The sequence below is a fragment of the Magnetococcales bacterium genome (assembly GCA_015228815.1).
GTDB lineage: Bacteria > Pseudomonadota > Magnetococcia > Magnetococcales > UBA8363 > UBA8363.
In genome coordinates this window covers 14,252-27,597 of the sequence record JADGCV010000045.1, presented here as the reverse complement: position 1 = coordinate 27,597, position 13,346 = coordinate 14,252, and the positions used below count along the sequence as shown (strand labels likewise).

Sequence of the window (13,346 nt, the reverse complement as noted above, 5' to 3'; positions counted from 1 at the left end):
CTCTTTTTCGCCGATCAGTAAACGGGCGGTCAGTGTCAGTCGCGTGATCAGCGCGGGTTCCAAAGGTATTTCCGTCCAGGATTTCAACGATGCGCACATCCTCGCGCAGAAGTTCGGTGAGGAACCCTTCCAGGATTTCAAAATTGGCCTTACTGCGCAACAGGCGTTTCAAGGCCCAGTCGAAGCTGATCAATTGTCGTTGTTTCACTTTTGTTGGTCCTCCTTGAAACCCGATCAACCTTCAACTTTGAAAAGTTGCGCATTCACCGGAAATCCATGATAGCCTTTTTACCATGATAAAAAAGTCGAAATCCTGGTTGAACACCTCTCAAACGGCATGACGGGTCCATTTTGATCTTCAAATGGAGGCCATCGCCCTGCGCCAGGCACAAAATTCTTGGCGAAAATTGAGAACCTTTTCGGGCTTCTGACCAGAATTCCGCGAAAACCGGTGGATCAACCGGTCATTGCAGAGACCGCTGGAACAGCCGCTTCTCCCAGCTATACTGTGGACATCTACGATAGATTGCTCGTTTAAAACTTGCCAGTCATCCGTATTCGTGGATCCCCTTCGATAATCACCAATCACGAAACTGCGCCTACGATCTACTTCCCACCAACTTCCCAACACGTTGACTGTGTTTGTGTTGCCAAAAAAACGCCCATTGCGAACGGGTGATCGGGTCTATTCGCAGGGAGTGCCTGGACACGTCATCGTGATGAACCAGGAACACCTGCGACGGACCCTGACCTTATACCTGACCTACTACCACGAAACGCGCACGTATCTTGGTTTGGCCAAAGACTGCCCCGAGTCAAGGACGGTACAGCCAATTGGGGCAGGTGATGTCATCGCCACTCCGCATCTCGGTGGACTCCTCCACCAATATATGCGGAAATCTGCCTGATTCAATTCCGGTTCCAGCTTATCAAAGAGCACACCAGCGGTGAGGCTTCGATACCTCGTGCCCGTTTCAGAGGAATTTGGGCACCGACAACTACTCAGACCCGAGTCTTGTGTCTGATTTTTGCGGAAATCTCCACCGGTGTCCAGCAGAATCCAACGTCCCATCACCAAAATGTCGCTGGAATGGAGCCAGAATTGGGCCGGATGAGGTTTTCGGTAGGGACAGGTCAGAACCTGCCAGGATGTCTGAACGATTACGGACTCGGTTACGATCACATCTTAATAAAATTGGTTGGAGTGGCAATACTTCCTGATTGTAAAAATGCCAATTCAATCCTGGTAAGTAAATACAATACTTCACGTCCTAATCGCACGACTTCTCGATAGGCGTTTTCTGATCCAGTAATGTTTTTTCGCCGTAACAAATGTAGCGTATCTTCCGCCTTTGCATGGAAAGATTCGTGGATTTGTTGCAAATCCTTGACAAGTTCTGTGTGTTGTCCACTGGGAAGGCCAATCTGCTGTATCCATTTGCCAACCGCACACTGCCGCGAAGAAATCAGATCCGCTTCCCTTCCCCAGTGATGAAAGGATCGTAACAGATCACGAGACCATCGCAAATGCTCCAATCGGGCGTAGCTGACTTCAAGAATTCCATGACCCTCCGTCGGCGGTTCGTTGGAAACATGGAAAAATCGATAGATCATATTCTTCAGGGGATGCGTCGAAAAATGACTCAAAGGTTTCTGTTCCAACGAGTCGATTTCGATCTCTGTAATAAAATAAACAATATCACGACTTAATTCCCTGACTTTCTGCATTTCTCGGGCTACGGTGGCCGATGGGCCATGCTTCAGATATTCGATAACCCGGAGCGCGGCTACGTGAAATTGCTGATGTACCGCAAGCAAATGCTTGACCGAAGCTAAATGACCCATCTCATAGTTGATTTCACCATGCAACCACAGGCCAAGTTCACACTCTTCGTGAGATTGAAGGTGCATGGAAGGACGCTTTTGCTGAACCATCTCCTCCAGTTCAGATTCCCACACCAAATGGGCAATGCGGGCAATGCCAAGATCGACCTGCTTCATAGGACTTTTCCTCGATTGTACGGGCCACTCGATCACTTCGATAAACAGAAATGAATCGATTCAAAAGATGCACCATCATCTCAATGATTTTTCACTTTTTCCGATCAACCATTTTCTTTATTGATGTGATGGAAACAGCACACAGATCCCGGACGGAAATACCTTTGGAACCCGCGCTGATCACGCGACTGACACTGACCGCCCGTTTACTGATCGGCGAAAAAGAGTCCCAAAACGCCCTTGGTACTTTGACCACCCCATTGACATCGAATTCAAACATGAATGCTTCCTTCGGTATCACCTGAAAAACAAGCCTTAATTCAGGAATCGTTTCCGATGTAATCCGGAACGTGTCACCGCGACGGGAAGCTGTGTGCAACATCATTCCAACCAGGGAAAAAACAATATCCCCATCCTGGTGGCGCCTGTAGGTAAGAACCCCCCTTTTCTCTCCCTTTGGCGGCGTGATCGTTTCGTATGGGGAATCGCTCAGGCGGTCCATGACCGTATGGTATTTGACAAAAGGGGCCAATGAGTCCCGCGCCTCGGCGGGAGGGGAGACCGATGGCGCCTCCGCAACAGCGCCCGGACGGTTATCATCATCCTTGTTGGACCCCTCCATCGGGCGATTGGCACTCGACAAAGGCGCAACACGTTCCTCACGAAATTGTGACAACCCGATCGTCTGGGCTGTTTCCGGAGACGTCGAAAGGTCTTGGATCGGTAATGGCTTGGATGAGCTGGGTTCGGAAATCGCCGTAGAAGATACCGTGACCGGCGTTGACAGAGGTATCGGATTGGTGTCGATAACGACCGGTGCGGCAGTGCCACTGGTATCCTTGGTTGCAAGGGCAGATTGTTCTGGTTTGTCCTCCATCTTGACCGGCTCAACTCGCGGAAGTGCTGCCGTCGATTTGACGACATCCGGACCGACCTCCGAAGGTAAAACAGACGGGGTTGAAACCCGATCGGCAACGGCTGTGGTTGGCATGCCGTTTACCGTTGCCTGAGAATCCTCCTGATCTGACAAAAAATAGGCGGCAGAAAGAAAAACTATTCCCGCAGCCAAACCACCACCAACCAGAAAAATCCGCCGTCGATTCCGCACCCGCACAGCTTCTTGTTGCCGCGCCTGCAAAAACGCCTGCTCCCGGGCGTGTCTTTGACGTTCAAGCTCGGCAAAATAGGCTTGGCGTCGCTGTTCCTCAACGCTTCCAAGCTGGGAATCTTCCAGAATGTCCGCTTCTTCCTCAACATTATCGATGCCCGCATCCGGTTCTTCGGTAACCGGCGATTCTTCTTGCGATACGGATTCCAACGCCTCTTGTGCGAACACGACCTCCGACGGCATGGAATCTCTTGAACTTTCGGTGACACCGACCAACGTTTCCCCGGAAGAAAATGGCGCCGTGGACGACTCGATGGCAGGTTGGATCGCGGGAGACAATGGAATGTGCATCGGTTCGATGCAATCGAGCGGCACCCGGGTCAGACTGGACAATAGCTCTTTTTGAAGCACGGTCGTGACCAACAGCTTGATCCTTGTCTCCGGATAATCACCTCCCAGTGACAATGACGCCCCAAGATCCGGAAGGGAAGCATGAATATTGCCAACAACAGTGAAAGCGGCAAGAAAATCCTTGAAAATGTTTTCTTTGTCGCTCCCGCTTCCAGACAGGGGAATGTCCATCGTATAAAGGGACAGACCGTGTTCCTGCGCCTGGGCGACCGCATCGGGATGATGTTCAAGATCGAAATCCAAATCGAGTGGGGGGCGGAGCTGTTCGAAAAGTCGCTCAATGCTTTGCAGATTGTCGTCAATCGAAAGATGGCTGCCGTGAGGATTCTGTTCCAAAAGTTGTAGCAGTTTTTCCGTGGACTGTCTCAAACAATCCAGACTTTCCTCCTGAATCGGAAAGGCCCGTTCAAGAAGACGTTCCAGCAATAGTTCCAACGCCTGGCTCAACGCAACAATGGACTGAAAATCAAGAAAAGATGCCGAACCGCGAATGCCGCGAAATGTGCGCAGCATTCGATCCAGCGCGGCCATGTGGACCGAAGCGTCTCCAACATGGACCTGATCAAGGTCGGAATGAACTGAGTTCAACCTTTTGAACGACTCTTGTATAAATAATTCCGTAGGATTCATAGTTTCATTCGTCATTGCCTATTCCTTCAATTAAACTTGAATCGGGATACGGTTTATTCTATAAATTCAAAAAATCTCTCAAATTTCATACCTTCAAAAATACCACGAATGTATGGACTACAGTGGATAATGCGAATTATTCCTCCGTTATATTCCCGATTATGTTGGTTCAGCAACAACATAGTTCCAAAGGCCGCCTTGCCAACGTGAATGGTATCCTGGAAATCAAGGACATATTGCGTTTTCCGGATACGTCCACGATAGATTTTGGCAAAATCATTGCGACAATTGTAATCGAACATCCTGGCAATACCAATCGTCAATATATCCTGGCCCATTTCATCTGTGACAAGTGTATAGCTGAATTTATGCAAATTTTCCTTTTCATCATCGTCCGTGGAAAGGGTAAGCGCGACCCCGGGCACCAAAAGGTTGGAAAGCGATTGATAAACCTTCCTGTTGCAATGAGAAATACGAATATCGTTCTTCTGACCTCCATTGTAGGATTCCAAGGTCAACAGCATGGCCAAACCCGAAGGGGAAACGGTTGCCACGTTGGCAAAATTAAGATGGTAGCGCCGTCCCGTGGTCCGACCTTCGAAGAGCCGTGCAAAATCAGGCCAGAAACCGGCGCCAAATTCGCCACGAAAATGCGCCGTCGTCTCGGTCTTGTTGTGCTCGACAAATTTGACTCCGCTTCGGGAAGAGGCCATCAATCCGGGAAAAGAGCTTGTCTCTTCGATGGAAGCAAGAGATACCCCAGCACGGGTGACACGGGCGACCGAAACCCGCTCCTCGACCGGCTGCCCATCCATCACATACTTGAGAACGCCGATCTGCCCCTCCTTGAGTTCGCACGGGGAGGCCAGAATCAGAAAAATCGCGATTTCATTGACATCCAAGGCGTTTCCCGCGCATCCATTGAACTCCATGGGCAGTCCGCAGAAAATTCTTTCATGTTTCCGACGGTTCCCTTCCGACGCGGACGGAGTGAGGCGCGTAGTCATTTCAATCCTCCTCGGACTCGGATATCAATTTAAGTTTACGCAATTTTTCCAGAAGGGCCTCTTTCGTTACCGGCTTCGTCAGATAGTCGGAACAGCCCCCCTTGAAATAGGCCTCCATCGCTTGAAGAGAAGAGTCCATGCCACTGACCATGATGATGGGCGTCTCTTTACGTCCCGGCGCCAGACGTTTCTCCGCCTCACGAAGGCGACGCAGCGTCTTTTGCCCATCCATGACCGGCATGATGATGTCCAAAAGAACCAGATCATACGGATCACCATCTTCAAGGTCCGCGATGAACAACTCCAGGGCTGCCTTGCCGTCGCTGGTCATATCGCAATGTGCATGTTTCCTCAAATAGTCTCTAAGCAACTTTCGATTGTTGAATTCATCATCCGCAATGAGTACCTTCATAAGCTGTCCTTTCCTTCAAGAAGAGTTTGGGAGACCCGCGACACTTTCTGTTGCAGGTTGTTGGCGATCGAGCAGGCATCTTCCCATGATTCCATCTCGACTTGTCCGATCAGACGTATACACTGCGATTCAACCCGCGAAGCCCCAATGTGGGAGGCGATGGAACGCAGCCATGAGGCTTCCTTGATGACAGCCTTGGAATTTTTCTGTTTGGTTCCTCGCAGCAGTTTTTCCAAATGTTCCTTGCTGTCATTGATGAACGCAGTCTTCAATAGACGTAGACTATCGTCATCGATCTGAACAGGCTTCAATACAACGGCTTCCCCATCGGTGGAAGGTTCCCGTTTCGGAGGCAAAAGCGGCAACGCCGGACTGAATTGATTTACAAGAGCGGCCAACTCCATTGATCGATAGGGCTTCAGTAAGAAACCATTCATTCCAAGTTCGTAACATTTCCGTTTTTCATTCATCATGACCATGGCGCTGACCGCAAGGATGGGAATCTGGGGATTGCAGGCCCCGCCAATCGAACCTGATCGGATACGACGGGTGGTTTCAAAACCATCCATCTCCGGCATTTGCAAGTCCATCAAGACAAGGTCAAAAGTTTCCTTGCGCAGAATTTCAAGGGCTTCAAGGCCATGATTGGCGATTCGTATCTTGTGGCCGTGCGGTCGCAGTGTGGCCGTGGCCAGTTTTTGATTTTCCTCCATATCCTCGACGAGGAGAATATGCATCGGATGGGATGGTTTTGTAACCTCGGTCCGTTCAATCTCGGAATGTTCATCTGTTGCAAGTACACCTTCACCGGCTTCTCCCGTGTCGGTCGCCATGATGTTTCGAAGTTTTTTGAGCAGGTGATAGCGACGGACCGGTTTCCTCAGGGATGTTGGGTTCAGAAATAAAAGATCCATCTCAAGGTCCTTGAGTGAAACCTGGGTAGAAAGAAAGAGTACAATCCTTCCTTTATATGCCGATGGACCAAATTCGGATGGATCCATCCCTTCATGCAAGATGGACTCATCGATCAGGATGGCGTCATACGGATCCTTACGCTCTTTCCTCAATTCCTCCATCAGGGCGGACCCGGTTGGTTTGGCTACGATGGATGCACCAAAACCGGAAAGCATTTCTTCCAGGATGAATCGTCCCGTGGCGTGAAGGTCGGCAAGAAGAATCCGATGCCCCTGGAGGGAAAATTCGTCCACGGAACGAGGGTGGCGACGAAGGTCGATCCAGGGTTGTTCGATGGAAGAGCGATCCTCCTGTAAATGAAGTGGAAATTCAATGGTAAAATAGAAATGACTCCCCCGATCTGGCATACTTTCGACATGGATCTTTCCTCCCATCATGGTAACCAGGTGACGAGAAATACTTAATCCAAGTCCAGTACCACCATATTTGCGCGATGTGGAACCATCCGCCTGAACGAAATCCTGGAAAATAATCTCATGTTTTTCCTTCGATATGCCAATACCGGTGTCGGAAACGGTAAATCGAATCGATATGCTTTTTCCACCTTCTGGCTGACGGGCATCGGCCAGGACGGAGACCACGATTTCCCCTTCCTGGGTAAACTTGATGGCATTGTTGATCAGATTGATCAAAATTTGTTTCAACCGGAGCGGATCGCCCACCAGGGTTGATGGCAAATGGGGCGAAACCTGGCAATAAAGTTCCAGCCCCTTGAGATGAGCCTTGACTGCCATCATCTCGCAGACATTCTCGATCTGTCCCGTCAAATCGAAGGGAATGGTTTCCAGGATGAAATGCCCGGATTCTATTTTCGAAAGGTCAAGAATACCGTTGATCAGATCGAGCAGCGCCAGGGAAGAATGATGTACAATCCTTAAATTGGAATAAATTTCATCCATGGTCATCTGGCTGTTCAATACCAGATCCGTCATTCCGATGATGGAATTCAAGGGGCTACGGATTTCATGGCTCATGTTGGCCAGGAATTCGCTCTTGGATTTATTGGCCAAATCCGCTTTCTCACGGGCTTTTTGCAAAGCCATGCCTACACGCGATTTCTGGATATGCACCTGTTCCGCCGCACTCAGGGTTTCCCTCAGGGCGTTGGAAAATTGTCTGATTTCCGTGACGGCTTTATCCAGGGCGCGTTTTCGCTGCCACGCTTTCAGATGAATGCCAATACGATGAAGAAAAAATCGATCATCGATCGGTAACGGAACAAAATCGTCTGCTCCCGCATCAAGTGCATCAAGTTGATTTTTCTCCAGGGATTTGTGGATACAGAAAAGAACAGGAATTTCCCTGGTATGTGGATTTCCTTTCAATAGTCGGCAGACATCGAAACCATTCGGTTCGGAAACGTACTCAGTATCCAGCAAGATCAGATCCGGGTTCAGCTTCAATGCGGTCTCAAGGGTCTGACGGGAAGAAAACATGCCTGCCACCTCGTGAAACGGGGATAATATTTGATCAAGGCAGGAAACAAAATCCTGATTATTGTTCACGATGAGAATTGTTGCCGGCTCAGGCTCCAGCATTTTTTCCCTCCTCCAGGCTTTCTACCGCATGGGACAAGCCGAAGGTGACCAGATAGGGAATATTGTGTATTTCACCGCCAATCTTCAGGTTGAACAAACCGCGACGGGAGGTCTGTCTCCAGGTCAAACGATAACGCACCCATTGACCCGGTTGCGTCGAAAAGTTGATCTTGACCCGGCGGGTAATCATGGTGTCGAAATCGACACGAAGGCTTTTTTTCAATTCACCCCGGATCAGGGTTTTCATAATGGGCAGAAAAACTGCCTCCACCTGTCCTCCGTTGGTTTGGTCCTGACCGATCGTCAAGGCAACCGTGGCGCTTTTCGTGAATTCGTGTTCGCTGGTGAGTATCTGGTTGCCGAAGCGGTTGTCCAGGGGGACCTCCTCCGTTGCCAGTATGATGGACTCCTCCTGGAGCATCGATTCACCCAGCAGTTCAATGTGTTCCATCGAGGGTGAAGTTGCCAGGACACCTTTGCGCTTTCGTGTCTGATCGGCCAGAATGGGAAAATATTTCTTGCCCAGCAAGCCACCGACGAGTGCAGCAACGCCGTAGGGAATAAGTTGCAACATGGGCTACCTCCATGAGTATCTCAAGTCCATCGGAATTGCCGGGCTCGATGCCGCGGAAACCTTACGGATGGTCGGTTCAGACGGATTCCTTGATGTCATCGTGCCGCATGGCTTTCATTTCTTCCAAAAAGCGCGGAAAATCGGCGTGCAGTTGTGCCATCAGATCGTGGGCTTGAACAATCGTTTCCAGATTGCCGCGAAACAGATGGCCCACATTCTGGAAGGGGGTGACAACAATTTGCAATGCCTGCTGCGTCCGTTCAAAGGCAGCCTGACATTTTTCGATTTCGACACCGACATGGTTGAGCGTTGCCGAAATTTCCCGATCCGTTCCCGTTTGCTTGCCGTTCAACAGGTCGTTGAGTTGACGCAACGCCCGGTTTTTCATTTCCTCGGCCTGGCGCCCCTCCTCTTCGAGCATTTCAATGAGTGGCTTGAGATAGATCATCACCCGTGGATCGATCCGTTTTTCCATGGCCTGCATCAGGGAACTCTGCTGCGATCCAAACTTGTCGATCATTTCAGGCACCCGTGCCAAGGCATCCAGTTTTTCGGCAACAGGTCCCTGAACCGCTGTTTGATCGGGTTGTTCCAGTTTTTCAACAAGTCGTCCCAATGTGTGGCGGATCTCGGAAATCTCTCCGAAAAGCACCGGGCTGTCCTGGGCGGGGTGACTGATTTGTTTTGTCAGTTGGTCGATTCCGATATGGATTCGCGAGATGTCCCGGCGTACCTCGGCCAGAAAACTTTTCGTCTCCTCGGAAACGGCCCCCCTGATCGTTGAAGCAGCGACCTGCTGATCGTTCATGGAATCCAGTTTGCGAATGACGTTGGACAGGGTTGTCGCCGTCAGTTCCAATTTGGCAAGTTTTTCATCCAGGCTTTTGACATGGGTTGCCGTGGAAAGATGAACCTCCACCACCCGTTTCAAAAGACCTTCCATGATGGCGATTCGATTCTGGAAGCCCTCATCCACGGATCCTGGTTGCTGCGTCATTTCGGTTTCTCCTGAAAAATCATTTGGTCTGTACATACACCAAAATATCGTGACATTTGATGCAGCGACCCGAAGGGGGATGGGGACGGGGTGAGTTGGGTAAAATCGGCGGACCCACCTTGTAGTAACGGGACACCTGTTCCCAAACCTTGGCCACCGGTGTTGCAGGCTGACTTCCGGGTGGCGGTCCCCCACGCATCAAATGACAGTTGGTACAGGGTCCCCAACCGGGATGGGGCATCCGGGCGCCCGGATCGATGGTGGGGATGCGACGAATCAACATTCGTTGCAGGTTGGACGGCGGTGCAATCAGTTCGTATACAGGTTGCCGCAAAGAGGGTTGCGTCGGTTTCGGCATGCTGCCGAACACTTCTCCCTGGACCTGGCCCGAGGTCTGGCCCGTTTCGGCACTTGAACGGAGTTGATTCCACCATCCGCTTCCCCACAGGCCGAAAGCAATCAAGACGACCAGGCTGACGACCCCGGACAAGACCAGAAGCCGAAAGGACAAAGAGCGTGGTCCGTTCATGGCCGGATTATTGCAACTTGTTGGACCACAACGCAAACCCCTCATCGTTGCGCAATTGGCACACCTTGCCGTTCAACCGAATGTTTTTGGCATAGATCAGTGGGTTGCGCCCTCCCTTCTCAAAAGTGAATCCGGACCCCTCCAGCACGACATCGTGGGCCAACGGACAGCCAAGATACTTCAGAAACCATCCCGGACCGACCGAAATCCGCGTCTCCACCCCGGTGGCATCCTGCAACCAGACATGAAGTTGTCCGTCGCTTTGCGGTTGTTCGGAAAGTTGCTGCACCTTGCCGCTAAAATTAACCCGTGGCGCCGATTGCAGTAAAATGACCGCCAACTGTCCGTTGCCGGCATCCGTGGGATTTCTCGGCTGGGCGACTGGAATCATCCGCAGCGTATCCATGATCGGTGTCGTCAGCCCGGAGTTGGCACCGTTGTCCGGGTTGGCCAAGGGGGGCGTGGTCCGTGAAAAATCGGGAATGAGCCCCTCCGGAAAAAGAGAAGTCAGAAGTATTCCGATCAGAAAAATCAGCCCGACAATGATGATCCGTTCCCCAGGCTCCATGGATTGATTCTTCATGGCCTTCTCCCTATTTCCGGACCTCGGGGGTCAAAAAGAATTGAATGCTGCCAATGTTTTCGACCTCGTGTTTGACCTTCTCCTTCAGGGCTGCCAGAATGACGTCGCCCTCGAAAACCTTGAGATCCTTGGAGACACAAATATCCGCCTCGATGTATAGATTTTCTCCAAGACTGCGGGCGCGCAGATAATTGATCCCCAAGACACGCGGAAAAGTGCGAATGATCTGGTAAAGCCCCTTCAACTCGGCAACATCGGGTGAGGCATCCATCAGATTGTCCACCGCCTCGATGATCAATTCGACCCCTATTTTGATCACCAGCATCGACAACAGGATCGCAGCCAGGGGGTCGGCGATGGGAAAGTCGAGAATCGTCGCGAAAAACAAGCCGATGACCATGCCGACCGACGAAAAGGCATCGGAGCGGTTGTCCCAGGCATTGGCCATGATCGCCGGACTGTTGTTTTCAATGGCCACGCATCGTTGGTATTGATACATCAATTCGTTGCCTACCGTGGAGACCAGTGCCGCCAGCAGGGCCGTCCGATCCGGAGTGGCAAAGGTATTGTTAATCATGCTCAGCAGGGCCTCCACAAGAATGAAAATCGAGCCAACAATCAAAATAAGCCCAACAATCCCCGAGGAAATGTGCTGAATTTTTCCATATCCATAAGCGAAACGATCATCCGGCGGACGGTGGGAAATACGCAGGCTGACCAGAGTGAACACACTCGCCAGAAGATCGGCCAATGAATGAAAGGCATCGGCCATGAGCGCCGCGCAGTTGGTCAACAGCGAGGTCACGATTTTGTAGACGACCATGAACACGTTGAACCAGATGGAGTACCAGGTCACCTCATCGCGGCATTGGACACAATGGGGGTATTTCATGGGTTTGCTTCCTCCACGGAATGCGACGGTGGACCGCCCTTCGAATCGACAGGGGGCTGCGCTTCCGGTTGGTGGCCGTTGACCTCGGGAACGCCCTCTTCGGCGGCCTTTTCTTTCGGGGAAGTGACGCCAGATGGGGCTTGATGCGCCGGGACGGGGTTTTCCTTGATCAACTGGTGCTCCTTGTGTTGCATCTTCCCGAATTCATTTTCCGGAACCAGACGCATGAACTTGTTGGCGTTCAGTTCCATATTCATGTTGTCGGGACCCTCTTGCGCGGTAAAATAAGGATAGCGCTTGAAACCCATGATCTTGGCCATCACCCACCAGGGAAAGGAGGTGATCATGGTGTTGTAGAATTTCACCTCGGTGTTGTACTCGTCACGGCGTGTACTGATCAGGTTTTCTATATCCACCAGCTTGTCCATGAGTTGTTGATAGGTCGTCGAGGTTTTGATGTCGGGGTATTGTTCGACCAGACCAAAAAGCCGGGCAAGTGCCTCGGCGGGGGGCAATCCTTCGCCTGGAACGGTCGGGACCGACGGGGAAGGATTGGCCCCGGCGGATGGAGTTCCGGCGGATGCGGCGTTCGCCAGTGGGTTACTGCCCATCAGGGCGATGCGACCATCCGACACATAGCGAAACACTTCCTGTTCAAGCATGGCATGGTTCAATGTCAGATTGACCAGATTGCCGAACAGATTCGATCGGCGCTGCAAGGCATCGTGAATGTGTCCCCGCGAGGACAATACCTGTTCCTCCGCCGCGATGAAGCGGTTGAAATTGTAAAAGGTCGAAGCGATCAGTATCGCCATGGCGCCGAGTGACGCAATCATGATCAACAATTTCGACCGGATCGGAGGAATCGTGACCTTATGGACCGAGGCTTCCTCCTGGTACAATTGACGCATCAACGTCTTCATGCGCCGCATGCGTTCGCTGCTGGTCATCTCCAGCCCCAGGTCGTCCATTTCGTCCATGGCGTCGTTTGGCTTTTCAGGCATGATCGGTTACGTCCGTCTTAACTTTCCTGATAGGCTTCCTTGAGTTCGGAGGTCTTTTTGAAATAGACCACGGCTTCTTCATGTTTGCCCTGCTGGTCGAGGACGAAGCCGATGGATTGATAGACCTTGATCTCGCCGGGTCGGATCGCCAGGGCTTCCTGGAAGGCGGCAATGGCTTCTTCATAGGCGCCCAGGTGATCCAGAGCCAATCCCAGGCGATAGTGAAGATTGAAATTTCCTGGAGTCTTGACAATGGCCTGGCGCAGAAGATCCACCGCTTTTTGATATTCCTTCGCCTGGATGTAGGCCATTCCAAGAATGGAACTGACCCGGGGGCTGGTATCTTCCAAACGGACTGCCCTTTCCAGAACATGAATCCCTTCCCGGGTTTGTTCGGTCTTCAGATAGCTGTATCCCAGGTGGAACAGGGTTTCCTCATCATTCGGCCAATGTTCCAATACCTCTTCAAGCAGTGGAACCGCCTGCCAATAACGTCCATGTTTGGTTTGCCGGACGCCCCGCTCGCGGTAGAAACGCGCCCGAAGGTCGTTGTCCACCGTAAATGTGGCATTGAATGATTCGATCGACCGCGCCGCCAGCTTTTTGAATACTCCAAAGGTGGCATAGGAGATCAGTCGCAGTTCGTCCATGAGGGTTACGGGGGAACGGTTGTTGGCCATGTATT

The 13,346-nt window shown here is 51.3% G+C and carries 15 protein-coding genes; 2 read left to right on the top strand and 13 right to left on the bottom strand.

Going from position 1 to position 13,346, the window contains the following annotated elements; translation table 11 throughout:
• From HQL76_15345 to HQL76_15335, 3 genes are all read right to left on the bottom strand, one after another.
• Positions 1–208: hypothetical protein (locus HQL76_15345; GenBank protein ID MBF0110542.1), on the bottom strand; the 208-nt coding region annotated here is incomplete at its 3' end.
• 971 nt (positions 209–1,179) lie between these two features.
• Positions 1,180–2,001, bottom strand: a complete 822-nt coding sequence (locus HQL76_15340) for a CZB domain-containing protein (GenBank protein MBF0110541.1) — start codon at positions 1,999–2,001, stop codon at positions 1,180–1,182.
• A 91-nt stretch (positions 2,002–2,092) separates the two neighbouring features.
• Entirely contained in the window at positions 2,093–3,352 is a 1,260-nt protein-coding gene (locus HQL76_15335) for a hypothetical protein (protein ID MBF0110540.1), read from the bottom strand.
• Between HQL76_15335 and HQL76_15330 the strand changes: the two genes are divergently transcribed.
• Together HQL76_15330 and HQL76_15325 are read left to right on the top strand one after the other, a co-directional pair.
• Complete coding sequence (locus HQL76_15330; protein MBF0110539.1) at positions 3,351–3,515, top strand: hypothetical protein; 165 nt, start codon at positions 3,351–3,353, stop codon at positions 3,513–3,515. The two genes, HQL76_15335 and HQL76_15330, sit on opposite strands and share 2 nt — an antisense overlap.
• Positions 3,516–3,601: 86 nt before the next feature.
• A complete protein-coding gene (locus HQL76_15325) occupies positions 3,602–3,865 on the top strand; it encodes a hypothetical protein (protein MBF0110538.1) in 264 nt (87 codons plus the stop codon).
• 338 nt (positions 3,866–4,203) lie between these two features.
• Here the strand turns inward: HQL76_15325 and HQL76_15320 are convergent, their stop codons facing one another.
• The 10 genes from HQL76_15320 to HQL76_15275 form a co-directional block, all read right to left on the bottom strand.
• The gene (locus tag HQL76_15320) at positions 4,204–4,965 is read right to left on the bottom strand and encodes a hypothetical protein (GenBank protein MBF0110537.1); all 762 of its coding nucleotides are present in this window, start codon (positions 4,963–4,965) and stop codon (positions 4,204–4,206) included.
• A gap of 193 nt (positions 4,966–5,158) precedes the next feature.
• Positions 5,159–5,569, bottom strand: coding sequence for a response regulator (locus HQL76_15315; GenBank protein ID MBF0110536.1), 411 nt, complete (start codon positions 5,567–5,569; stop codon positions 5,159–5,161).
• On the bottom strand, positions 5,566–8,082 hold the full coding sequence (locus tag HQL76_15310) for a response regulator (protein MBF0110535.1): 2,517 nt from the start codon (positions 8,080–8,082) through the stop codon (positions 5,566–5,568). Before HQL76_15310 ends, HQL76_15315 begins: the two co-directional genes overlap by 4 nt.
• Positions 8,069–8,656 carry a hypothetical protein gene (locus HQL76_15305; GenBank protein ID MBF0110534.1) on the bottom strand — a complete coding sequence of 196 codons (588 nt, stop codon included), beginning with the start codon at positions 8,654–8,656 and terminating at the stop codon, positions 8,069–8,071. The genes HQL76_15310 and HQL76_15305 overlap by 14 nt, the downstream gene beginning before the upstream one ends.
• Before the next feature lie 76 nt (positions 8,657–8,732).
• Positions 8,733–9,653, bottom strand: a complete 921-nt coding sequence (locus tag HQL76_15300; protein ID MBF0110533.1) for a hypothetical protein — start codon at positions 9,651–9,653, stop codon at positions 8,733–8,735.
• Positions 9,654–9,672: 19 nt separating this feature from the next.
• Entirely contained in the window at positions 9,673–10,182 is a 510-nt protein-coding gene (locus HQL76_15295; protein ID MBF0110532.1) for a magnetochrome domain-containing protein, read from the bottom strand.
• 7 nt (positions 10,183–10,189) lie between these two features.
• Positions 10,190–10,765 carry a hypothetical protein gene (locus HQL76_15290; GenBank protein ID MBF0110531.1) on the bottom strand — a complete coding sequence of 192 codons (576 nt, stop codon included), beginning with the start codon at positions 10,763–10,765 and terminating at the stop codon, positions 10,190–10,192.
• A gap of 10 nt (positions 10,766–10,775) precedes the next feature.
• Positions 10,776–11,657, bottom strand: a complete 882-nt coding sequence (gene mamB / locus HQL76_15285) for a magnetosome biogenesis CDF transporter MamB (protein ID MBF0110530.1) — start codon at positions 11,655–11,657, stop codon at positions 10,776–10,778.
• Positions 11,654–12,661 (bottom strand): LemA family protein, encoded by a 1,008-nt coding sequence (locus HQL76_15280; protein ID MBF0110529.1) that lies wholly within the window; start codon positions 12,659–12,661, stop codon positions 11,654–11,656. Before HQL76_15280 ends, mamB begins: the two co-directional genes overlap by 4 nt.
• Before the next feature lie 17 nt (positions 12,662–12,678).
• Positions 12,679–13,341, bottom strand: a complete 663-nt coding sequence (locus HQL76_15275) for a tetratricopeptide repeat protein (protein MBF0110528.1) — start codon at positions 13,339–13,341, stop codon at positions 12,679–12,681.
• Positions 13,342–13,346 lie beyond the last annotated feature (5 nt).